The sequence below is a fragment of the Candidatus Reidiella endopervernicosa genome (genome assembly GCF_013343005.1).
Classification (GTDB): Bacteria; Pseudomonadota; Gammaproteobacteria.
On record NZ_CP054491.1, the window covers coordinates 783,207 to 804,032 of the forward strand.

Here is a 20,826-nt window from a genome sequence, read left to right on the forward strand (position 1 = left end):
GTAATTCACTCTGTCCGGTTTTTCTTGGAAGGTGTTGAGTGTTTATTTGTTTGTTGTGCACTTTGATGATCCGTTTACCCAAGAGGTGATTTCAGGGGCTAATGACTTGCTCGTTAATGGATTGTGATCTCCACCCTCAATGATCTCAACTTTAGTTCCATTGTTGTGTTCGATAAGTGTGATTTCTATAAATGGCTGCCTGGTTCCAATGTCGGATGCGTAACGTCTTGCTTCGATAATGTTGCCAGATACAACAGTGGCTTGAGTTTTGATGACAACACCATCTCCAAACCACCCCACTCTCGTTCCCAACATTTCACGGCTAAGTTATGTAGATTGATAAAAGGGTGTCGGGTGTGTCTTTGCTTAGAAGCGAACCTTGTGTTTTTTGGTGGAGTTGAACATCCTAATTGTGTGGCAGCGATTGATGTGACTGCTAGAAAAGTAGTGCTTTCAATTGATTGGTTCCTGTAAGTGTGCTTCTGGGATTAATGTGGGTTGGTAGATGAAATGGTTTGGTGTGTATTGCTTATCCATGGCTTAAGATCATCAATGATTGCGCTAATAAGCTTTGATGAGGCTTTATTCATAGCGTCGGTAGTGTTATCGAAATACGCGCCAAGAAAAGTATCCTCTGATTTTATGTGATATCTCTTGGTGATAGATGATTTGCTGTTTGTAGCTTTCATGGCCACATCGAATGTATACACGTGAGGGTCTGGTTGATGGTGGGTGCGGATGAACTCTATGGTAATGTTTGCATCAGCATTCCCCGTGTTTCCGATGGCCACATTCTTGTATGCATGATTGTTTATCAGGGCGTTTTTCAGGCTTTGAACAAGAATTAATTGTTTGTCCATTCCGAACCATTGGCTTGTGGATGGTCCACTACTGATCGGCATATATACGCCGTTGCCAATGTATGCCATGGTTGTTGTTGAGCCGCCATTGCTTCTGCCAGATATCACATTGATTTCCGCTGTCTGATTGGTGACGATTCCAATTTCTTTGTCGTAAATGACTCCCTTATATGCTGGTACGCAGCCCATTAATATGGTCGAGAAACAAATGGATGTTATAAGTAGCATGTGCAGCTTCATGGTTGTATTCCTGTGATATCAATTATTGATTGCGACTTGAGGTATGAGAGGGTGGTGTGCTGATAAAGTGTTTATAAATATACGCATAAGGGGCCGCAGTCTTGCGCGTCTTATGCGAATAAGATTTGCAAACGGGCTGTGCTCCTAGTGTGTTCTGGAAGAGGTCTGAATAGATGTGCTGGTGATGTTATTGTCATCGTAGCTTCCTGCTAAATTGTGAGGCATGGGGTGGCCAACGTTTCCCGTATGTGTTGAGCCTCTATCAATCATGAGTGAAAATCAAGGTCGATCCGATAATATGTTTTGTTGATACGTATATCCGATTCAGAGTGTCTTGAATTTGTATGGGGGCAGGGCTACTGGGGTTTGGCTCTATTTCTTGCTGCCATCAGCGCCGCATACTCTTCGGGTGCAATGATCTCGCGAATATCGACAAAGCTGCCGCTCTCGAACTGCTTCAGTTCATCCAATATCCCCATTACCCGCTCGGCCGCCTGGCGCGGTTTAGGCATTACTTCGGTACCGCGTGCCTCGCGGATACGGGCCAGCGCTTGATACTCCTCAACATCGGGTTCGATGCAGAGGTAGTCCATGATTGCTGAGTCGATCAGCCCCGGTGCGATGGCCGAGAGGTGGGTGTCGGGGAATTCGTGTGAGTAGAGACGCATCACCATATTGAGCGCCGCCTTGGTGAGGGTGTAACCGCTCCACCCCTTGTTACCGAGTACCGCCGCACCGGAGGAGATCGCCACGATCTGTCCCACCGCGATACCGCTCTCCAGTAGCCAGTCGAGTACCACCTTGTTCGACCAGACGTTGATGTCGGTGATCTCACGCAGTGCCTCCAGCGAGGTCTCGTGCATCGGCTTGATCTCGCCGAGCATGCCGGCGTTTAGAATTACCAGGTCGAGCCGATCAACGCCGCCAAGCAGGTGATTCAAAGCGTTAGGAACCGCATCGAAGTCGGCCAGGTCGCACTGCTGATCGTGCACACCCGCCAGATCACAACCGCGACGACTGCAAGCCATAGACCTCCCAACCCTGTTCAAGGGCGTACTCGAGAAGCCGCGACCCAGGCCGCTGCTGTTACCGGTGATAAGAGTTTCATTTATATCCTCGTCGTATTGATCGTCTGTTGGAGGAGGGCTTGTTATTGGGTGCCTATTTGGGCTTTGACTATACATATGATGCTTTTAATGTATAGAAAATACAATAATCTATACATATGTGGGTTGATGGGTATAGAGTATCGGGATTCCTATACATAAGGCTTCAAGGCAAGGGAGGCGTTTGAAATGGAGTTGCTTATACAAAATTTGCCGTTTCCTGATGAGGAGGAGCTGGAGAGTCGCGCTGTTTTGAAAAAGGCAGCGTTGGCGAATCGTTATCTGGCAGAGCTGAAGGGGATTGCCAAGACCATACCCAATGAGGCGATCCTGATAAATACGCTTACCCTTCAAGAGGCAAAGGACAGCTCTGAGGTAGAGAACATCATCACTACCCATGATGATCTCTACAAGGCAGGGATATTTGCTGACTATATTCAGAGCCCAGCTGCGAAAGAGGTGCAGGATTATGCGACTGCGATCAGACAGGGTTTTAGTCAGGTTCGGGAAAGCAAGCTTATCCGCCTGGTAGATATCGTCTCGATTCAGGCCACTCTGGAGAAGAATAGGGCAGGTCTTCGCAAGCTTCCGAGAACTGATCTTAAAACCAGCAGACAGGTGAGGTGGTTTATACACCGCCGCAGGACGCTCGTGAAATTGAGCGGCTGATGAACAATCTGGTCGACTATATTAATGACGAGGCGCTATCTGATGTTGACCCCTGATAAAATGGCACTGATACATCACCAGTTTGAGACTATTCATCCCTTTTATTATGGCAATGGCCGCTGTGGAAGAATTCTCAATATTCTCTATCTGAACGCCAAGGGCCTGCTTGACCTTCCTGTCCTCTATCTCAGTCGATACTTTATTCGAAACAAATCGGAATACTACCGACAACTTCAGCTTGTGCGTGAAGGGGATGGACGGAGTGGTTGCTCTATATGCTTGAAGGCGTGGTAGAGACATCTCAACAAACCCTTTCACTTATCGAGCAGATAAAAGGGTTGATGCAGGCATACAAGCATGGCATTCGTGCTTCACTGCCAAAGATCTATAGCCAGAACCTGATCAATAATCTCTTTCGTCACCCTATACCAAGATCGACTTTGTAATGAAGGATCTTCAGGTGTCTCGTATTACTGCGACAAAATATCTGCAGCAGTTGGTTGATGCGGGGTTTTAGCGAAAGAGAAGATCGGTCGGAGTAACTACTATATAAACACCCCTATTTCAGTTGCTTAGTGAAAGCAGAGAGGGAAATTAGGAAAGCGCTCTGAATCGTTGTTTACCCGTAGGAGCTTCGTCATAAATCAACAGGATGTTGTGTTCGGCGAGTCCGCTGCTCTGGCAGGCTGTCAGGGCCAGCTCTCTTTGTTGGTGCTGAACTCGTTGTCCTGGCTCGGTGAGTCATATCTGATCTGGATTCCATCATCATCTAGTGACCAGTTTAGGAAGTAGGCTCCCACGGCCTCTCTGATCGGTTCTGCCCGGTTTGGCTCGTAGAGCTGGGCGCGCTGTGAGTTGACGCCTATATGGCAGACGAGTAGCAGCAGTGGCGTACTTCTCTTCTCAAGCGCAATCCAGCGGATGCCGTCCTGACGGCAGTTGTCGCCCTCGGTGGGGTTATCGCAGGGGTGCAGTCGACTTCGATGTGGTTTCGTACGATCCACTTACCGTTGTGTTGTTGCTCTATATCGATCCAGTCGAGCGCAGTCGTCTCCCGGTAACTGCGCCAGCGCCAATCTTGATAGGTCGCTCGGCCTATCTCTGTAACCGTCGGCACAGTATCTACAGCGCGCTTCTCTGCTGCATGTGTTGAGAGGGTGGTCAGTAACAGGGTGGATATCAGAATTACGATTTTCATTCGCTGACCGCCATGGAGAGCGAAGTGAGGGCGGTTAGTCCCCGATAGTCGACGCCGTCTGTATATTCGTAGTTGAGAGCGCGAGCGAACGACGGAGAAGATGCAGCAACGGCTTTATGTCGGCGTAGAGTCACTGAGGAGTTGTGTAGAGCCGCGAAGAGGTGATTACGCAACGTACGCAGGACGTCGGGGCGCCGCAGGCATAAACGTCGCGTGAAGTTTTGCTGTTTGCTTGGGCTGGATGCCCAAAACAAACTTTCGCAAAAATAGCGACTCCCGGATTTTGAGTGGTTTGGTTTCGTGACCAGTTAGTTTACAGGTTGGGACATTGATGCAGTGGCAGCGGGTTTGGCAACAGCTTCAATAGGGATCGGGGTCGGATCGACTCCGATCCCTTGAGTTGACTTGATAGGTAGAGGAACAGATCAGACTAGCCGCTGCACAAATGCCATTCTATACTGCCCGAATACCATAAAATAATGAGGTGTTTTATGAAAAGGAATTCCAGAAATGCAGCCCCTACGATTTTTTGATCTGCCGCAATCAGCAGAATGACTCCTATCAGCTCTACCGTGTTGATCCCGATGCTGATGAACTCTTTACCCCGGTTACATTAGGCGCAGATGTCTCCTTTGATCACTCCTATCGAATCGCCCAGCTGGGGGCTATCTTTTACAGTGGAGTCCGATTAGCAATCAGGGTGGGGTTCCTGGTTATCACTTCAATCTGATCGAGTTCAATCCGAAAGCCCCGATCCGATGAATGGAAAACCCCTTCAGAGCGGTTACTGGGAGAAGAAGAAGTTCTGGGACTACCGTGATTACTACAGTAAAATCCGGATGAGGACCAGTTGCTGGATCTCATTCCGATGGCCAGTTTTGTCCTCTGTACGATACCGACCAAGGGCCGTGGAACGTTCGAGCTGTGGAATTTCGATCCGCAACCAAACGCACCGGGTAAGTCTGATCCTCTTCCCCACCCCTATACCGGCCAGGGTGCCTTCCCGCTGATCAAGAAGGGGCATACCCTGATTCCCATTGGGAACTACGTGCTGGACCGACTGCCAGACCGCAAACACTACCGGCTCTGGAGCTTTGATCCCCAACAGAAGACGCCGCTTTCGCTTCCCGCGATCCATGAGGGTCACTGGGATCACATCGATCCTGAATGTGAACTCACCGCTATCGGTGGCCATCTGCTGGAGTGGCATCCCGGCGAGGGTCGCTACCGATTGTGGGCGTTCGATCCAGACCATGAGGATGTTCTGATAGGTCCTATCCGTGAGGGCAAACTTCCCTCCGCCATCGGCGCGGATGCGGTGCTGACCGGTTATCAGCCGCATATTCCGGTTCAGACAGAGCGGGCCGATACGCCGGGCACCCTTGATTTCATGCGTTCGAAGATCAAACACGTGGTCTATTACATGGTCGAAAGCCGCTCCTTCGATAACGTCTGTGGCTGGCTCTACGAGAAGGGTGATGAGGGTGTAACTACATCGGTTCAGAAGCGCCGTTTGATGGTGCGAGCAGGGATGATTTTAATTTTGATGGCGATAAGAAGGTTCACGTCAGTCAGTTCAAGCAGGGCAAGCTCAGTGATGAGTGGGATCTCATTGCACTCGATCAGGACCCCTTCCACAACACCACCGACGCGCTGCAGCAGATGTTCGCCGAGGCGCCCGGCTACTGGGGTGGCGACAAGCCGGATATGGGTGGTTTTATTCTCAATAATGCCAATGACCAGGTGATGGAGACATTCAGTCCCGAACAGCTTCCGGTTCTAAACGGCCTGGCGCGCAATTTTGGTATTTCCGATCGATGGTTCTCATCCGTGCCCGGCGGCACCGATATGAATCGTGCCTTCTCCGTCACCGGCTCCGCCTTCAACAAGCTCGGAACCTGGGAGGGGTAACGCCTACAAGTACTGGCCCTATACAGCTCACCGCCAATCGATCTGGAAGGTGCTTTGGAGTCATGGGATTACTGATTGGAAAATCTACAACGCGATCCTGTGGGAGAAGTGCGTCTTCACATACCAGCTCTATCTTAAAGGACAGATTCCATCGGTCGATGCGGACACGACTCCTACCTGGCGGGATTGGAACAGTTTAAGAGCGACGCCAAAACGGCAATCTGCCCGCTTTCAGCTTTCTGGAGCCGGTGTGGATCGCACCCAGCGGTGCCACCTCCTACCATCCGGGAGCCGATCTAGTCCCTGCAGAGAGAGCACTGAACGAAATCTACGAGGCGATCAAGAGTGGACCCGGTTGGGAAGAGACGCTGCTGGTTATCACCTTCGATAAAACAACGGCACCTACGACCACGTCGCACCGCCCTATGCCAAGAAGCCGTGGCCTAACGACCTCAACAATGGCTTTGCCTACGACCTGATGGGACCGAGGGTGCCAACGGTGATGGTGTCACCCTGGATCAAGGAGCAATCCGTTTTCCGTGCGGAGGGCGATACTCCCTTCGATTCAACCTCATTCGCCGCCACGCTGCTTGATTGGTTTGGAATTCCGAAAACCCGCTGGGGGCTTGGGGATCGTATTGAGATAGCGCCCACTTTCGAGACCGTTCTGCAGGCAGACCAGCCGAGAAAGGAGGCGCCCACCTTAACGCCGCCCTATGACAAATCTTTCCCAAAGGCAAAACCGGGGCCTGATAAAGGGGCGGGTTGATTGCGTCATTCCGCTTTAACCGGGTTTGCGATTAGGACGGGTCAAGCTGATGGAGCTGCTCTTCGGCATTTTTCAGGGCATCCCATAAGCGGCTCTCCTGAAAGCAGAGGCTTCCGCCGCCGCGTCTCTCCTGTGAGACCATGCGGTTGAGGTCGGCGATGCAGACCCAGGGTAATGAATTTGTACCGTTCTTCAGAGCGGTTGCCCATTTGGCGCGGTCCTTGGTGTAGCGCCACTCGTAGTTTAGAGAGTTCGAGCTTGAAATTCAGGGTGAGCGCGTCTTCATCGAAGCGATTGGAGCGATCATCTTGCAGGGTGTTACCGCCCCCTTCTCCATGTCTCAACCACCAGATCGCACTTTAATTCTGGCGATACCAGATCGAGCCAAAAATCCTCGCCCCACTTTCTGCTTTTGGCGATGAGAAGAAAATCTTTACCGCCTCGGGATTTAAACCGAACGGTCGAGGGCTGTTTCGATTCACTAATGTTGTTGCCATGGAATAGACGCGAGAATGGTTCGTTATTGCCAATCGAGGGCGGCATGCGTGAACTCGCCTGCAGGATTTGTGGATTCTGCTGACACAGCATCTGCTCAGCGATCTGGTTGGCGGTTTGATAATTGGGTAGGGAGATGCAGATAAAGGTCTGACCATAGATCGCCTCTCTGTCCGGAAGTGTCGACTCCTTGTTGGCGGGAAAGCGTGGCGTCGAGTGGAGTAGAAAGAGTGCTGAATCGGGTTTTTGTCGAAGGCCAATACTCCTTTGCAGTGACCTTTTCAGAACTGTTTTCTCCTTGTCGGCGTGTTCGTCGTTATAGACGAGATAGCCCGTACTCTCCGGGTATTAAAATAGCCTTCAAGGTTTGGCTCAATGCCTGTTTCTCCTGATCCAGGCCGATCGGGGAGCGCTGCAATTTATTTGAGTCAGGATCGAAGTATAAAAATCAAAACCCTCGTTGCTTTCACTGCCGGTGTGCTCGGGGTTTTATAGATAAACCACCAATCCACCGGCTCTCCCTGTTGGTTTTTGCTTCGACCATTAAACCGGAACCTCCATTTCACGCTGCTTGAATTGTGAATCGTATCAGGTCATCGAAATATTCGGGCGCGGATCATTAAACGGTAAAGAATCTTTATGTCCAATATTTATCAATAGATTGATTTCGAGCCAGAGAACAGTATGGTTTAGGCTTCTGGATCGTCAGCGAATAGAAGCCTCTGGCTGTGCGCTGACCTGTGCGAGTTACCGCAGGATGTGGTTGATAAGGATATGTTTCGCTATTTCGGTTTTGGCTCCAACTTAAACATCACCTCGCTACGTGCCAAGGGTGTGGAGCCGTTGGCATCGCGGCTTGCGGTCTTGCACGGCTGGCAGCTGCGTTTCAACGTGCAGCACTTCTTCCGCCACGAGGGCGGTGTCGGCAATATCGAACCATCCGAAGCGCCGGATGCGCGGGTGCTGGGTGTGCTCTATGAGTGTCCTGATGATTCTCTTCTGTCACTGGATGCCATGGAGGCCTGCGGACACGGTTACGATCGCATTACTGTTGAGGTGGAGGCGGATGGCGAGCAGCTTTCTGCGCTCACCTATATCGGCATGCCCGAGTTCATCGACGATAGCTGTCGGCCGAGTCAACGCTATCTAAATATCGTTGTTAATGGTGCCCGTCAGGCTGGGCTCGATCACGACTATGTGCAAAACCTTGTGGCGCAGTCTGTCCACCGGCCCGATGAGTATCCTCCATTCACGCCGCCATCCGGTGACTACCCCGTTTTCGATACCGACTCCTGGCGAACAAGCCGTTATATACAGCGCTCTACGATGCAGTATTCGATATGTCGGCAGCGAGGCCCCTGCACGAATTTTTGAAGGGTTTCTTTGGTGGGCGTGATATGACACTGTTTCATCTTAAAAGACTCGACAGCAGTGATGGCAACGAATCTATGGACGATGTCAGGAATGGACGCCTCAGTGAGGCCCAGCAGCGTTATCTCAACGGCTACCTTCGCTGACCGCCATGGAGAGCGAAGTGAGGGCGGTTAGTCCCCGATAGTCGACGCCGTCTGCCTATTCGTAGTTGAGAGCGCGAGCGAACGACGAAGAAGATGCAGCAGCGGCTTTATGTCGGCGTAGAGTCACTGAGGGAGTTGTGTAGAGCCGCGAAGAGGTGATTACGCAACGTACGCAGGACGGTCGGGGCGCCGCAGGCATAAACGGTCGCGTGAAGTTTTTGCTGTTTGCTTGGGCTTGGATGCCCAAAACAAACTTTCGCAAAATAGCGACTCCCCGGAATAGTATGCCAGGGAGTATCGTTACGTAGGCCGCTACAACAACAAATATAAAGAGTGAGTAGCACAGCAATGGATCAGTTTCCCCGGCACTACCCCATGGAAGCATTGAAGAGGTTTTCCCGACGTATTTTTCGTTAGTGGCGCGATGGAGACCGTTCTCCAGGGTATGGACTGGAAGTTCAGCCGCAACATGACGGTGGTACGCGACGGTGAGCGCCTGGTTGTGGTCAACAGCGTACGTTTAACGGATGAAGGGATGGCTGCGCTCGACAAGCTCGGCAAGGTGACCGACGTTGTCCGCCTTGGATCACTGCATGGTCGAGACGACCCCTTCTATGTTGATCGCTATGGTGCTGAGTACTGGATGATGCCCGGAATGGAACACGAGACCGGACTGAAGGCGACACAAACACTTTCACCGGACAGCGCATCACCAATCTCAGGCGCTTCCGTTTTGAATTCCAAACCACTCAGCTGCCCGAGGGAATCCTTCGTCTCGACCGTGAAGGCGGCATTCTCATCGCCTGTGATGCACTACAGAACTGGCTCAGCCCCGATGAGTTTTCTCAGACTCTTCACGTGAGCTGATGGAGAAGATGGGTTTCTTCACACCAGCCAACCTCGGTCCGGTCTGGGTTCAGGCTGCGACTCCTGGCGGAGATGATTTCGCACGCCTCAAGGAGCTGTCGTTCAAGAATGTCCTCTGCGGTCACGGCGAGCCGCTGCGTGATAGTGCGCATGAGGACTACTCCGCCACCTTCAAACGCATGTTCAGTATCTAGCCCTGGTAACGCGATCGTGAACGTTGAGGCAGCGGCTCTGCAACTGCCCGGCTACGAGGTCGGTCCGGTCCTCTACCGCTCCGAGGGGCGCGTTGTCTACCGTGCACGCCGACTTGCCGATGGTGAAGAGGTGGCGATCGAGACGATCGACGCCGAATATCCTGAGCGTCATCAGGTGGCCGGAATCCGTCGCGAGGGTGTCATCGCGCAGAGCCTCGTAGATGTTGCTGGTGTGCGCAGGGTGCATGCTGTGCTGTCACACGGTAGCGGCAACCTGGCCCTGGTCTGCGAGCTGTTCGATAGCCCACTCAGTACCCATCTTGTCCAGACGAGCAGCGTTGGCTTGCCGCTGGCCGAGGTGCTCGATATTGCCCTGCGTCTTGTCCGAATATTAGGTGGGATACACGACCAGAATATTGTGCACAAGGCGCTGACACCGGAGAACGTGCTTTTCGATACCGCCAGTGGTGCCATCGCCCTGGCTGGCTTCGGCATCGCTTCCGAGCTGGACCGGGAGCGGCAGTCGGTGCAGATGTCGCGACGCATCGAAGGATCGCTGCCCTATATCTCGCCGGAGCAGACGGGGCGCATGAATCGCGACCTCGACTACCGCTCCGACTACTACTCACTCGGTGTGCTGCTGTTCGAACTGCTGACTGGTCAGCGGCCGTTTCAGGCCGACACCACACTGGAGTGGGTCCACAGCCACATCAGCCGTCTGCCACCGGCACCACACGAGATCTCGCCCGAGCTACCCGAGGTGCTATCGGCCATTGTGCTCAAACTGCTCGATAAGAGCCCCGATGTACGTTACCAGAGCGCCGAGGGGCTGATCGACGACCTGACACGCTGCGCCGATGAGCTGGCGACGACGGGCAGAGTTGAGCCCTTTCTGCCGGGACGCCACGATGTGGCACAAAATTTCTGGTGCCTCACCACCTCTACGGGCGTGAACGAGAGCTGGAGCAGCTGTTCGAACTGTTCGAGGTCGCGGCGGCCGGGGGCACGGAGTTCTGTCTGGTCCACGGCTACTCCGGTGTCGGCAAATCGGCCCTGGTCAACGAGATCGACCGCCCGCTGGTACGCGAACGCGGCTTTCTGGCCCAGGGCAAGTTCGAGCAGTTCCAGCACGGTGAGGCGTACAAGGCGCTCGCAGCCGCCTTTCGTGGGCTGGTCCAGCAGGTGCTGGCTGAACCGGAAGAGCGCTTAGCAAAGTGGCGCCAACGACTGCTTGAGGCGCTGGCACCTAATACACGTCTGGTGGTGGAGCTGATACCGGAGCTGGAGCTGATCGTCGGTGATCAGCCTGAAGTGGCTGAGCTGCCCCTGCAGAGGCACGCAACCGACTGCACATTGTGTTGACTGCCTTCCTGCGTGTCTTCGCCGGGGAGGGGCACCCGGTGGTGCTTTTCCTCGACGATCTGCAGTGGAGTGACGCGCCGACTTTGGAGCTGCTGCGTCGTCTGGTCACCACCGAGAGCTGAGCCACCTGTTATTGATAGGCGCTTATCGCAGCAATGAGGCCGGTGCCGGGCACCCGCTGCGTCTACTACTCGATGATCTGCAGGCGCAGAGAACGATCCGACAGCTTCCACTCGGACCGCTGGATCGTGATTCGGTGGCACATCTGGTGGCTGATGCACTCTGTAGTGGACTGAAGAGACGCGTCCGCTGAGCGACATGCTCTATGAGAAGGCGCTGGGCAACCTTCTTTACCAACGAGCTGCTGCGGCAGCTCTATAAGGATGGGGCAATCGCACCGGATCAGGCCAGCGGGCAGTGGCACTGGGATCTCGATCCGGACCGCTGGTCTGGTGTGAGTAGCGATGTCGTCGAATTCATGGTGGATAACCTGCGACGATTACCCTCCGCGACACAGGAGACGCTACGACTTGCTGCCTGTATCGGCGGTACCTTCGACCTGCAGACACTCGCGACGATTTACGACCACCCTGTCGATGAGACGGCAGCGGCACTGCTACCGGCACTTAAACAGCACACCGTATTGCCGCTGCATAACGACTATCGACTGGTCGATGAGTGTGCCGAAATGCAGGCAATCAACCCGGCCTACCGGTTCGAACACGACCGCGTGCAGCAGGCGGCCTATGCCCTGATCGATAGCCAACGACTGAGTGAGGTCCACCTCTCCGTGGGCCGCCTGATGTGCACACACCGGCGAGCGGGTGCCGGACGATCGGATCATCGATATCGTCAGTCACCTCAATGAAGGGCGTACGCTGATCGACTCCGCTGAGGAGCGGCTGCAACTCGCTGAACTGAATCTGCGTGCCGGTATACGTGCCAAGCGCTCTGCCGCCTACGATGCGGCGCTGGAGTACCTGCGGGTGGCGGCAGAGCAGCTGCCTGAGGATCCCTGGCGGGAGACACCGACGCTGATGCGGGCACTGGCGGCGGAGACACAGCAGTGCTGTTACCTTACCGGGCGTGCCGAGGAAGCCGATCAGTGGATCGGCATTCTGCTCGGGCACGCCCACATCGATCTGGAGCGCAGCGATATCCTCGCCACCCGCACCCGGCAGTACGCCACCCTTGGGCGCATGGAGGAGTCGATCCTTGCGGCGATTCAGGGCTGGCCATCCTCGGTGTGGAGTTTACCGACCACCCACGGCGGAAGATATCGCCGAGGAGCGACGACTGGTTGAGCACTATCTCGGTGAACGTGCTATTGCCGATCTGGTCGATGCACCGCTGGTGGAGGATGCGGCCACCCTGACCGCGATGCGTCTGCTGATGGAGATCTTCCCCGCCGCTTTCCTCTCCGGCAGTGGCAACCTCTTTCCTATCTGGTGCTGAAGTCGGTCAATCTGTCGCTGCGTCACGGCAACAGTCCCGAGTCGGCCTTCGCCTACGCCGCCTACGGCATGCTGCTCTGCGGTGAGCTTGATGAGCCGGCGGTCGGTTTTCAGTATGGCAAGGTTGGGTTGGCGATTAATGAGCGGCTGGACGATGTCGCCCTGCGGCGCGGGTGGTCTACGTCTACGCCATGTTTATACACCACTGGAGCAACCACTGGTCGAGCCTGACGCCGTGGTTCCGCAAGGGCATTGAGGCGGGCTACCAGTCGGGCGATCTACTCTATCTCGCCTATAGCGCTCAGGACTGCGTGATCTGGGATCCGAGCCTCGATCTGGAGACCGCCCACCGGCTGCACGCCGAGAACCTGAGATCGTGCGCGAATGCGCTATCAGGACTCCTCGACTCGGGCACCCTGTTCCTGCAACTGCAGCGCAACCTGCTCGGTCTCACCGATGCGCCGTGCACGCTGAGTGATGATGAGTTCGACGAAGAGCAGTGCCTGGCCGGGATGCGCCAGCGCCAGTTCATGACAGGTATCGCCAACTACCATATCTACAGTGCCGAGCTCTGCCTGCTCTACGGCAACTACGATCGTGCCCTTGTACATGTGCGCGAACAGGACAAGCTGATCAAGTCAGCGATGTCACTGCCCCAGCTGGTACGTTTCTACATCGTCGCGTTTCTCACCCTGGCGAGCCACTACCCTGAGATGGAGGCCGATGAGCAGGCCGCGACGCACAAACGGCTGGAACACGATCTGGCCCGCATGCGGCGCTGGGCTGATAACTGTGAAGAGAATTTTCGCCACCTTCAGTACCTGATGGAGGCGGAGCTGGCGCGAATCGACGGTGCCCAGGACAGGCGCTGGCGCACTACGACAATGCGATTGATACGGCGAAGAGGCGGTTTCCTGCGCGATGAGGCGATGGCCTGTGAGCGGGCGGCGAGCCAGCTGTTGGCGCTCGGTCGTCGGCGCTCGGCAGAAGGCTATCTACGTGGTGCCTACCACCTCTACGATCGCTGGGGTGCACAGCGCAAGGTTATCCTGCTGGAGCAGGAGTTTCCGGTGCTGGGTGAGCTGGTTGGTGGCTCCCGACTCTCCGCTGATGGTGGTGAGATCGTCGACCTCGACCTTGCATCGGTGATGAAGGCGTCACGCGAGATCTCTGGCGAGATTTTCCTCGACCGGCTGCTCAAGAGAACGATGAATATCCTGCTGGAGAACGCCGGTGGCCAGTGGGGCTGTCTGGTGGTTCGGCGCGAGGGTCAACTGGTGGCGGAGGCGGTAAAACTACCAGCGGAGGGGCTCTCGACGGTCGATGTGCCATCCCATCTATTGGTAGCGGACACCAACGGCGGACGGTTGCCACTGCCCGCCACCCTCATCAGCCAGGTTCTCTACAGTGGTGAGGCGGTGGTGCTGCGTGATGCGGCCCGCGAGGTCAGTTCATACAGGATCCCTACATGCTCAGCTACAGGCCGACCTCGGTGCTCTGCGTGCCGATTCGCCGCGAACGTTTCGAGGGTGCCCTCTACATGGAGAACAATCTCGCCAGTGGCGTCTTCACCGAAGCGCGCCGGGGGTCGCTATTTTGCGAAAGTTTGTTTTGGGCATCCAAGCCCAAGCAAACAGCAAAAACTTCACGCGACCGTTTATGCCTGCGGCGCCCCGACCGTCCTGCGTACGTTGCGTAATCACCTCTTCGCGGCTCTACACAACTCCCTCAGTGACTCTACGCCGACATAAAGCCGCTGCTGCATCTTCTTCGTCGTCCGCTCGCGCTCTCAACTACGAATAGGCAGACGGCGTCGACTATCGCGGACTAACCGCCTTCGCTTCGCTATCCATGGCGGTCAGCGGTCGAGGTGATTCGGCTGTTGGTGGCACAGGCGGCGGTCGCGATCGAGAATGCGCGCCTCTACGAGCAGGTGCAGGAGTACACACACACCCTGGAGGAGCGAGTGGCTGAACGGACCGCGCAACTGAGCAGCTCAACCAGGAGCTACAGGACCTTGCAGACCGTGACGGTCTCACCGGTGTTGCTAATCGGCGACGCGGCGATGCCTATCTGGCGGAGAGCTGGGTGCGTTCACGGCGCGAGCGCCAGCTGCTCTCGGTGATCATGCTCGATGTCGACCACTTCAAGCTCTTCAACGACAACTACGGCCATCAGGCCGGGGATGACTGCCTGGTGGCGGTGGCGGGCGCACTGCACGACCAGCTGCTGCGACCGGGCGACATGGTGGCGCGTTATGGCGGCGAGGAGTTCATGATCATCCTGCCCAACACAGACAATGAGGGTGCCGTGCTGATGGCTGAGAAGCTGCGCCAGACAGTCGAAGAGCTGGCGATCAGACACGAACACTCAACGCAGCCCGGTGGTCACGGTGAGCATGGGTGTTGCGACCACGATACCCGTTTCCAGCGAGGGCGCCGATGCGCTGCTGAAGGAGGCGGATAACGCGCTCTACCATGGCAAACACACGGGACGAAATAGCGTCCACTCGGCAGCTGATATTGCAGCCGATGGGTAGCCGCACTCAGGAATGACAGTCACACCAATAACAACTCAGGAGGAGTAGATGAGCAGATCGACATGGAGCAGTAAACCGGCAAGTGGTGAATGGAACAGTGCAGAGAATTGGAACCCTGCAGGGGTGCCGAAGGAGAGTGCCACCTTTGCCGACTCATCCCAGACGGCAATCACCTTTTCAGCAACGGGCAACGCCACGGTGAGGAGATCGAGTTTGTCGATGGTGCGACCTCGTACACCTTCACCTTCGGCACCTCCACCACGCCGGCGTTGACGATTAGCGGTGAGGGGTCAGTAATCAATCCAGAAGACAGCAGAGCTTCATCGTGGCCGCCACTACCAAAGGCCGCGAGGATCCGCAGTTGATGTTCACCAACACCGCGACTGCGGGTGGTGGTGATAACTACTACTGCGCCGGTCCAGAGACGCAGCAGGGCTACGGGGGCGTCATCAGTTTCTGCGACAAGGCGACGGCGGGCTCTGCCTCGTTTAAGGCGTGGACCGGCGCGGGCGCACCGCCGAAGGGGAGTACCGTCGGCGGTGAGATCAGCTTCTCCAACTCAGCCTCGGCAGGCACCGCCCGCTTCTCCATCTACGGCACCCTCGGCAGCGACGGTGACACCTTCGGTAACGTCGTCTTCCACGACACAGCGACAGCGAAGAACGCCACATTCACCAATGTTGGTGGCACGGTCTCGGTGGTGATGGCGGTAATACTCAGTTCTACGGAAACTCAACCGCCGCCTACGGTATCTTCAACAACGGGGTGGAACACACAGCAAGGCCAACGGCGGTGATGTTGCATTCGATGCCACAGCCGACGGCGCACATGGCCACTTCTACAACCATGCCGCCAAGGCCGCCGGTGGATATGGTGGTGTCACCAGCTTCAACAACAACTGGCCTGATATGCAGAACAGGCAGGGGCATCCGCTGGCCACGGCTCCTACTTCAACTACGGCGCCCGTGAGGATGAGCAGGGTGGAGGGGGCACCTCGAATTCAGTGCCAAATATGGTTGGCCGACGGCGGCAAATGCCACCATCGTCAACTACGGCAGCACACTTGAGAGCAAATTGACGGCTGGTCATTCAATCTTCTCGATCTCTTCCAAACGAGCATGACTACTCTCCAGATGCCGGTAACGCCACTATCTGGAATCATCCCGGGGTAAAGGGGAGCCGCTGCAGGTTTCACGGAATTCGCGGTCTTTACCGGCAAGGATAGCGGCAGCAGCGAACCGGGTGGCGTGCCGACAGCGGCCAATGCCACACTCATTAACCTCGGTGGTTACGCAGCGAAAACGGCCGGTGGCTATACGGTATTCTCGGGCACATCGAGTGCGGGGAGTGCCACTTTGATCGCCTATGGTGGAAGCAATGGCGGTGATGGTGGGCGTATCGTCTTCTACGATGAGGCACTGGGTGGTAGCGCCAGGGTTCAGCTCTTTGGCAACGGTGAGCTCGATATTGGTGACCATACGGGTAGCGTGACTCTCGGTGCGCTCGAAATGAGCGGCGGCATCATTGTCACCCAGCTGGGAACCAACATGACCATGCTCAAGCTCTCTGAGGATCTGACGCTCCACTCATCTCAGGCGAACTTCTCTTTCTGGAAGAGTGATGGAGGAGGTTTTGCCTTTAATTCACCCTACACAATTCTCACCAGTGCCAACCTCTCCAACTTCACAGCAGAGCAGTTCAGTGGCAACACCATTGAGGGGATAGAGCCGACCTTCACCCTGGTCGGTCACGCCCTGAAGGTTAGCTTTTTAAAAGAGTGACGGACTCAAGGAGAGCGCTCGTCAGCAGAGGGCTTTGGGCTATTGAGAAAGGATTGATTCGGGCCATCCCTGGCCCTCACCCTTCGGGCGCACGTTGTGCGTCCAGATCGGCAATCCTGCCGATTTGTCGAACGGAGGTTCTCATCGGGCTTTCAGGCTAACCATATAAAAAGCCCTCCATGTGGAGGGCTTTTTTATATGGCGCGCCCGAGAGGATTCGAACCTCTGACCGTCGGCGTCGGAAGCCGATACTCTATCCAGCTGAGCTACGGGCGCGTGGTGTGGGTGGAGCCTGTGGACGATTCTTATATATAGGTGGCCGGGGCTAACCTCATCTGGATCGTTACAGCGCAGCAAAGGATACCCTGACTCCTGAACCTAGTCTATGAATCGTCCCATTTAGACCGATTTTCATGTTTTGGTCCTTGGGGCTATAATCGCCGCTCAAATTTTTCTATGTATTTCTGGAGTTATGGTTGTGAGCACTGAGAGCGAGAGCAAGAGTTTTGTCATGAGCGCGATTATTTTCATCGTGCTGTTTGTTGTGGTTGTGTTGATTTCTAAGATGATGGGCAGCCTGCTGGCCGTTCCTGGTAGCAGCGCCGCTTCAACACTGGAAGAGCGTATCGCGCCTGTTGGTATGGTTAATACCGGTGCTCCGATCGCGGCGGCAGCACCTGCGCCCGCTCCTGTTGCCGATGCCGGTCCAGTTGATGGTGGCAAGACCTACAACACCACCTGTGTAGCCTGTCACGGTACCGGCGTTGCTGGTGCTCCCAAGGTGGGTGACGCAGCTGCATGGTCTGCCCGTATCGCACAGGGCGAGGCGGTACTGTTTGATCACGCGATCAACGGCTACAACGGCGCTGCTGGCTTCATGCCGGCCAAGGGTGGTAACCCAGGCCTGAGTGATGAGGCGGTTAAGGCGGCTGTTCAGCATATGGTTGAAAACTCCAAGTAAACAGAGTCTTCAAACGTGATGAAAAAGGGCTGCCTCGGCAGCCGCTGACCGCCATGGAGAGCGAAGTGAGGGCGGTTAGTCCCCGATAGTCGACGCCGTCTGCATATTCGTAGTTGAGAGCGCGAGCGGACGACGAAGAAGATGCAGCAGCGGCTTTATGTCGGCGTAGAGTCACTGAGGGAGTTGTGTAGAGCCGCGAAGAGGTGATTACGCAACGTACGCAGGACGGTCGGGGCGCCGAAGGCATAAACGGTCGCGTTAAGTTTTGCTGTTTGCTTGGGCTTGGATGCCCAAAACAAACTTTCGCAAAAATAGCGACTCCCGGCCTTTTCGTGTTCATGGACGCCTACAAGGATGTAGGCGTGTCGATAGCGCCGGGAGCAAGCTATCGACCCGTTGAGAATATGGCTGAGTTTCGGTCAGCGTGGGTGTGAGAGCGACGTGTAAAAGCGTGTAGGGTGGGTCGAGCGAAGCGACACCCACCCTACGTTAATCGAGCATTCCACGCAGATTGGCAATATGCGCCCGTCCACGCTGCTTGCGCTCTTCGGGTGGACGCTCTTCACCTCGCCCCTCCCACTGCAGATCATCCTGTGGCAGCTCTTCGATAAAGCGACTCGGCTGACAGATGATCACCTCGCCATAGCGACGGCGCTTGGCGGCGAAGGTGATGGTGAGTGTCTTCTGTGCACGGGTCACGCCGACGTAGGCGAGGCGGCGTTCCTCCTCGATCGCATCATCCTCAAGGCTGTTGCGGTGTGGCAGGATCTCCTCCTCAACGCCGACCAGAAAGACGTGCGGAAACTCGAGCCCCTTGGCGGTGTGCAGGGTCATCAGGCTGACACGGTCGCCGCCATCCTCCTCATCCTGTCGGTCGAGAATATCGAGCAGGGTGATCTGGCTGACCATCTCCGCTAACCCCTCGTTCGGACCCTGATCCTCACGCATCCGTTTTAGCCAGTCGAGTAGCGAATCGACGTTCTTTATCCGCCGTTCTGCCGCCTCGACCGAGGCGGAGGTCTCCTGCAGCCACGCCTCGTAGTTGATGTCACGGATCAGATCCTTGACCACCTCGACCGGTTCCTCACGCTGCACACGGTCGGATAGATTGGTGAGCCACTCGGTGAAGGTGCGCAGATTGTTGAGACCTCGCCCCTTGAGTGTCTCCTCCAGACCGATCTCAAAGCTTGCGGCGAAGAGACTGCGCTCACGGCTGTTGGCGTAGGCGCCGAGTTTCTCCAGGGTGGAGGCACCGATCTCGCGTCGCGGCGTGTTGACGATGCGCAGGAAGGCGGCATCGTCATCGGGATTGGCAAGTAGGCGCAGATAGCTGAGCAGATCCTTGATCTCGCTACGCTCAAAAAAGGAGGTGCCGCCGCTGAGGTGGTAGGGGATGCGGTGCTCGCGCAGTATCTGCTCGAACAGCCGTGCCTGATGGTTGCTGCGATAGAGGATGGCGAAGTCACTGTCGCGCGTTTTGTGGATGAACTTGTGGTGCAGGATCTCGGAGACAACACGCTGCGCCTCGTTATCGGCATCCTTGGTGCGCAGCACGCGAATTGGATCGCCGTAACCGCGATCGCTCCAGAGACTCTTGTCGAAGAGGTGTGGATTGTTGGCGATTAGCTCGTTGGCTGCTTTGAGGATGCGGCCCATCGAGCGGTAGTTCTGTTCCAGTTTGATTACCTTGAGGGTGGGGAAGTCCTCCTGCAGCTGGGCGAGGTTCTCGGGGCGGGCGCCACGCCAGGCGTAGATCGACTGATCGTCATCGCCAACCACGGTCAGGGTGCCTCGATCGCCTACTAACAGTTTCACCAGGTCGTACTGGCAGGCGTTGGTGTCCTGATACTCGTCGACCAGCAGATAGCGGATGCGCTCGCGCCACGCCTGCAGCACCTCGGGGTGTTCCTGGAATAGCCGCACCGGCTGCAGGATCAGATCATCGAAATCGAGTGCGTTGTAGGCCTTGAGGTGGCGGTTGTAGAGGGCGTAGAGCCGCGCACAGGCCGCCTCCTGCTCATCGGCGGCGTGGGAGAGGGCGTGGTCGGGGTGGACCATGGCGTTCTTCCAGTCGGAGATGCGCCACTGAAAGGCGTCGATCTGCTCGGTAGCGTCGTGCTCCTTGCGCCCCAGCTCGCGGATCAGCGCGGCGCTATCCTGAGCGTCGAAGATCGAGAAACCCGATTTGTAGCCGAGCGCCTTGTGGTCGCGGCGCAGGATGTTGAGGCCGAGATTGTGGAAGGTGGAGACGCGCAGGCCGCGGGTCTCTTCGCTCTGCATCATCGAGCTGACGCGGCTCTTCATCTCGCGCGCGGCCTTGTTGGTGAAGGTAACGGCGGCGATGTGGCGTGCCTGGATCGCCTCGTTGCGCACCAGGTGCACGATCTTGTGGGTGATCACACCCGTCTTGCCACTACCGGCCCCAGCCAGAACCAGCAGGGGGGAGTCGGTGTGCAGCACCGCTGCCTTCTGATGTGGATTGAGTTTGTGCGCCATGGGTCAACTTCGTCGTGGGGAGGCGATTGTAGCAGTCTCGCGTCCCATTCTGAGCAGAATTAATCAGAGCATATTTAGTTATTACGACTGATCAGCCGGTCGAAGTTGAGAATCAGGGTCAGTAGTTGGGCGGCATCGGTTGGCTGCTGATTGAAGCTGTACTCAGCCAGTGGATAGATATCACACTCAGTGGGCAGAGTTTGACCGTTCTCGAGGAGCCGCTTCATCTGCGGCAGAAAGACCCACTGTAGCCACTGGTGGAATTCGAGTGTGTCGTGGCAGAAAGGGACCAGGCTCTCGAGCCGCTCAGGCTCCGGTGGCTGCTCACCCCACAGCGCCAGACGGCGCATCTCCGTCTCGATGGCGAGCAGTAGATCGGCAATCTGGTATTCAACCTTCTCCATCGC

Annotated in this window: 27 protein-coding genes, 1 tRNA gene and 5 pseudogenes; 20 read left to right on the forward strand and 13 right to left on the reverse strand. The window is 55.8% G+C overall.

Annotated features, from left to right (window positions below; genetic code table 11):
- Positions 1-488: 488 nt before the first annotated feature.
- Together HUE57_RS04425 and HUE57_RS04430 are read right to left on the reverse strand one after the other, a co-directional pair.
- On the reverse strand, positions 489-1,100 hold the full coding sequence (locus HUE57_RS04425) for a hypothetical protein (protein ID WP_174672788.1): 612 nt from the start codon (positions 1,098-1,100) through the stop codon (positions 489-491).
- A 356-nt stretch (positions 1,101-1,456) separates the two neighbouring features.
- Positions 1,457-2,254 (reverse strand): SDR family NAD(P)-dependent oxidoreductase, encoded by a 798-nt coding sequence (locus HUE57_RS04430; protein WP_420885735.1) that lies wholly within the window; start codon positions 2,252-2,254, stop codon positions 1,457-1,459.
- A 141-nt stretch (positions 2,255-2,395) separates the two neighbouring features.
- On the opposite strand from HUE57_RS04430, the pseudogene HUE57_RS04435 reads away from it, so the two are divergent.
- Positions 2,396-3,451, forward strand: a pseudogene (locus HUE57_RS04435) (Fic family protein).
- A 113-nt stretch (positions 3,452-3,564) separates the two neighbouring features.
- Here HUE57_RS04435 and HUE57_RS04440 read toward each other — a convergent pair.
- Both HUE57_RS04440 and HUE57_RS04445 read right to left on the reverse strand, forming a co-directional pair.
- Positions 3,565-3,879 carry a hypothetical protein gene (locus HUE57_RS04440; RefSeq protein WP_174672790.1) on the reverse strand — a complete coding sequence of 105 codons (315 nt, stop codon included), beginning with the start codon at positions 3,877-3,879 and terminating at the stop codon, positions 3,565-3,567.
- A gap of 190 nt (positions 3,880-4,069) precedes the next feature.
- Positions 4,070-4,327 (reverse strand): hypothetical protein, encoded by a 258-nt coding sequence (locus tag HUE57_RS04445; RefSeq protein WP_174672791.1) that lies wholly within the window; start codon positions 4,325-4,327, stop codon positions 4,070-4,072.
- Positions 4,328-5,567: 1,240 nt separating this feature from the next.
- Here HUE57_RS04445 and HUE57_RS18950 point away from each other — a divergent pair.
- Positions 5,568-5,984 (forward strand): alkaline phosphatase family protein, encoded by a 417-nt coding sequence (locus HUE57_RS18950; RefSeq protein ID WP_236860752.1) that lies wholly within the window; start codon positions 5,568-5,570, stop codon positions 5,982-5,984.
- Between the two features lie 248 nt (positions 5,985-6,232).
- A pseudogene (locus HUE57_RS18955) lies at positions 6,233-6,753 on the forward strand (alkaline phosphatase family protein).
- A 31-nt stretch (positions 6,754-6,784) separates the two neighbouring features.
- Here the strand turns inward: HUE57_RS18955 and HUE57_RS20155 are convergent.
- The 3 genes and pseudogenes from HUE57_RS20155 to HUE57_RS20165 all read right to left on the reverse strand — a co-directional run bounded on the left by HUE57_RS20155 (position 6,785) and on the right by HUE57_RS20165 (position 7,814).
- Entirely contained in the window at positions 6,785-7,018 is a 234-nt protein-coding gene (locus HUE57_RS20155) for a deoxyribonuclease II family protein (protein WP_174673719.1), read from the reverse strand.
- 53 nt (positions 7,019-7,071) lie between these two features.
- A pseudogene (locus tag HUE57_RS20160) lies at positions 7,072-7,578 on the reverse strand (deoxyribonuclease II family protein); the annotation flags it as partial.
- 98 nt (positions 7,579-7,676) lie between these two features.
- Positions 7,677-7,814 carry a deoxyribonuclease II family protein gene (locus HUE57_RS20165; RefSeq protein ID WP_174672792.1) on the reverse strand — a complete coding sequence of 46 codons (138 nt, stop codon included), beginning with the start codon at positions 7,812-7,814 and terminating at the stop codon, positions 7,677-7,679.
- A 208-nt stretch (positions 7,815-8,022) separates the two neighbouring features.
- Here HUE57_RS20165 and HUE57_RS04470 point away from each other — a divergent pair, with 208 nt between their 5' ends.
- The gene (locus HUE57_RS04470; RefSeq protein ID WP_236860681.1) at positions 8,023-8,622 is read left to right on the forward strand and encodes a gamma-glutamylcyclotransferase family protein; all 600 of its coding nucleotides are present in this window, start codon (positions 8,023-8,025) and stop codon (positions 8,620-8,622) included.
- 198 nt (positions 8,623-8,820) lie between these two features.
- Here HUE57_RS04470 and HUE57_RS04475 read toward each other — a convergent pair whose 3' ends face one another.
- Entirely contained in the window at positions 8,821-9,027 is a 207-nt protein-coding gene (locus tag HUE57_RS04475) for a hypothetical protein (protein ID WP_174672546.1), read from the reverse strand.
- A 162-nt stretch (positions 9,028-9,189) separates the two neighbouring features.
- Here HUE57_RS04475 and HUE57_RS18960 point away from each other — a divergent pair, with 162 nt between their 5' ends.
- The 13 genes and pseudogenes from HUE57_RS18960 to HUE57_RS19565 all read left to right on the forward strand — a co-directional run bounded on the left by HUE57_RS18960 (position 9,190) and on the right by HUE57_RS19565 (position 15,181).
- Positions 9,190-9,627 carry a hypothetical protein gene (locus HUE57_RS18960; protein WP_236860682.1) on the forward strand — a complete coding sequence of 146 codons (438 nt, stop codon included), beginning with the start codon at positions 9,190-9,192 and terminating at the stop codon, positions 9,625-9,627.
- Between the two features lie 4 nt (positions 9,628-9,631).
- The gene (locus HUE57_RS18965) at positions 9,632-9,826 is read left to right on the forward strand and encodes a hypothetical protein (RefSeq protein ID WP_236860683.1); all 195 of its coding nucleotides are present in this window, start codon (positions 9,632-9,634) and stop codon (positions 9,824-9,826) included.
- Positions 9,783-10,580: pseudogene (locus HUE57_RS18970) on the forward strand (serine/threonine protein kinase); the annotation flags it as partial. The gene HUE57_RS18965 and the pseudogene HUE57_RS18970, both read left to right, overlap by 44 nt.
- Positions 10,581-10,753: 173 nt before the next feature.
- On the forward strand, positions 10,754-11,188 hold the full coding sequence (locus tag HUE57_RS18975) for an AAA family ATPase (RefSeq protein ID WP_272902015.1): 435 nt from the start codon (positions 10,754-10,756) through the stop codon (positions 11,186-11,188).
- Entirely contained in the window at positions 11,182-11,310 is a 129-nt protein-coding gene (locus tag HUE57_RS19560) for an AAA family ATPase (protein ID WP_174672795.1), read from the forward strand. Before HUE57_RS18975 ends, HUE57_RS19560 begins: the two co-directional genes overlap by 7 nt.
- 11 nt (positions 11,311-11,321) lie before the next feature.
- Positions 11,322-11,501, forward strand: a complete 180-nt coding sequence (locus tag HUE57_RS04500; RefSeq protein ID WP_174672796.1) for a hypothetical protein — start codon at positions 11,322-11,324, stop codon at positions 11,499-11,501.
- A gap of 12 nt (positions 11,502-11,513) precedes the next feature.
- Positions 11,514-12,056: a hypothetical protein gene (locus HUE57_RS04505; protein WP_174672797.1), complete on the forward strand. Its 543-nt coding sequence runs from the start codon at positions 11,514-11,516 to the stop codon at positions 12,054-12,056.
- Positions 12,013-12,492, forward strand: coding sequence for a hypothetical protein (locus HUE57_RS04510; protein WP_174672798.1), 480 nt, complete (start codon positions 12,013-12,015; stop codon positions 12,490-12,492). Before HUE57_RS04505 ends, HUE57_RS04510 begins: the two co-directional genes overlap by 44 nt.
- A gap of 144 nt (positions 12,493-12,636) precedes the next feature.
- Positions 12,637-12,873 (forward strand): hypothetical protein, encoded by a 237-nt coding sequence (locus HUE57_RS04515; protein WP_174672799.1) that lies wholly within the window; start codon positions 12,637-12,639, stop codon positions 12,871-12,873.
- The gene (locus HUE57_RS04520) at positions 12,834-14,393 is read left to right on the forward strand and encodes a GAF domain-containing protein (RefSeq protein ID WP_174672800.1); all 1,560 of its coding nucleotides are present in this window, start codon (positions 12,834-12,836) and stop codon (positions 14,391-14,393) included. Before HUE57_RS04515 ends, HUE57_RS04520 begins: the two co-directional genes overlap by 40 nt.
- Positions 14,394-14,512: 119 nt before the next feature.
- Positions 14,513-14,767: a hypothetical protein gene (locus HUE57_RS18980; protein WP_236860684.1), complete on the forward strand. Its 255-nt coding sequence runs from the start codon at positions 14,513-14,515 to the stop codon at positions 14,765-14,767.
- Positions 14,710-15,108: pseudogene (locus HUE57_RS18985) on the forward strand (GGDEF domain-containing protein); the annotation flags it as partial. The gene HUE57_RS18980 and the pseudogene HUE57_RS18985, both read left to right, overlap by 58 nt.
- On the forward strand, positions 15,041-15,181 hold the full coding sequence (locus tag HUE57_RS19565; protein WP_272902016.1) for a hypothetical protein: 141 nt from the start codon (positions 15,041-15,043) through the stop codon (positions 15,179-15,181). The pseudogene HUE57_RS18985 and the gene HUE57_RS19565, both read left to right, overlap by 68 nt.
- Before the next feature lie 35 nt (positions 15,182-15,216).
- Here HUE57_RS19565 and HUE57_RS04530 read toward each other — a convergent pair whose 3' ends face one another.
- A complete protein-coding gene (locus HUE57_RS04530; RefSeq protein WP_174672801.1) occupies positions 15,217-15,378 on the reverse strand; it encodes a hypothetical protein in 162 nt (53 codons plus the stop codon).
- A 128-nt stretch (positions 15,379-15,506) separates the two neighbouring features.
- On the opposite strand from HUE57_RS04530, the gene HUE57_RS04535 reads away from it, so the two are divergent.
- Both HUE57_RS04535 and HUE57_RS04540 read left to right on the forward strand, forming a co-directional pair.
- A complete protein-coding gene (locus HUE57_RS04535) occupies positions 15,507-15,977 on the forward strand; it encodes a hypothetical protein (protein WP_174672802.1) in 471 nt (156 codons plus the stop codon).
- A 451-nt stretch (positions 15,978-16,428) separates the two neighbouring features.
- Entirely contained in the window at positions 16,429-16,962 is a 534-nt protein-coding gene (locus HUE57_RS04540) for a hypothetical protein (protein WP_174672803.1), read from the forward strand.
- 199 nt (positions 16,963-17,161) lie between these two features.
- Here HUE57_RS04540 and HUE57_RS04545 read toward each other — a convergent pair.
- Positions 17,162-17,238 (reverse strand) — tRNA-Arg (locus HUE57_RS04545).
- Between the two features lie 202 nt (positions 17,239-17,440).
- On the opposite strand from HUE57_RS04545, the gene HUE57_RS04550 reads away from it, so the two are divergent.
- A complete protein-coding gene (locus HUE57_RS04550; protein ID WP_236725716.1) occupies positions 17,441-17,923 on the forward strand; it encodes a c-type cytochrome in 483 nt (160 codons plus the stop codon).
- Here the strand turns inward: HUE57_RS04550 and HUE57_RS04555 are convergent.
- The 3 genes from HUE57_RS04555 to HUE57_RS04565 form a co-directional block, all read right to left on the reverse strand.
- Entirely contained in the window at positions 17,883-18,263 is a 381-nt protein-coding gene (locus HUE57_RS04555) for a hypothetical protein (RefSeq protein ID WP_174672804.1), read from the reverse strand. The genes HUE57_RS04550 and HUE57_RS04555 overlap by 41 nt on opposite strands.
- A 149-nt stretch (positions 18,264-18,412) precedes the next feature.
- The gene (rep, locus tag HUE57_RS04560; RefSeq protein WP_078484145.1) at positions 18,413-20,419 is read right to left on the reverse strand and encodes a DNA helicase Rep; all 2,007 of its coding nucleotides are present in this window, start codon (positions 20,417-20,419) and stop codon (positions 18,413-18,415) included.
- A 74-nt stretch (positions 20,420-20,493) separates the two neighbouring features.
- Positions 20,494-20,823 carry a YqcC family protein gene (locus HUE57_RS04565; RefSeq protein WP_078484144.1) on the reverse strand — a complete coding sequence of 110 codons (330 nt, stop codon included), beginning with the start codon at positions 20,821-20,823 and terminating at the stop codon, positions 20,494-20,496.
- Between the last annotated feature and the right edge of the window lie 3 nt (positions 20,824-20,826).

Coding starts and splice junctions, on each gene's coding strand:
- HUE57_RS04425 (WP_174672788.1), bottom strand. CDS start 1,100: ATGAAGCTGCACATGCTACTTATAACATCCATTTGTTTCTCGACCATA.
- rep (WP_078484145.1), bottom strand. CDS start 20,419: ATGGCGCACAAACTCAATCCACATCAGAAGGCAGCGGTGCTGCACACC.
- HUE57_RS04555 (WP_174672804.1), bottom strand. CDS start 18,263: ATGAACACGAAAAGGCCGGGAGTCGCTATTTTTGCGAAAGTTTGTTTT.
- HUE57_RS19565 (WP_272902016.1), top strand. CDS start 15,041: ATGGGTGTTGCGACCACGATACCCGTTTCCAGCGAGGGCGCCGATGCG.
- HUE57_RS18965 (WP_236860683.1), top strand. CDS start 9,632: ATGGAGAAGATGGGTTTCTTCACACCAGCCAACCTCGGTCCGGTCTGG.
- HUE57_RS04520 (WP_174672800.1), top strand. CDS start 12,834: ATGTTTATACACCACTGGAGCAACCACTGGTCGAGCCTGACGCCGTGG.
- HUE57_RS04505 (WP_174672797.1), top strand. CDS start 11,514: ATGAGAAGGCGCTGGGCAACCTTCTTTACCAACGAGCTGCTGCGGCAG.
- HUE57_RS04470 (WP_236860681.1), top strand. CDS start 8,023: ATGTTTCGCTATTTCGGTTTTGGCTCCAACTTAAACATCACCTCGCTA.
- HUE57_RS04565 (WP_078484144.1), bottom strand. CDS start 20,823: ATGGAGAAGGTTGAATACCAGATTGCCGATCTACTGCTCGCCATCGAG.
- HUE57_RS18960 (WP_236860682.1), top strand. CDS start 9,190: ATGGAGACCGTTCTCCAGGGTATGGACTGGAAGTTCAGCCGCAACATG.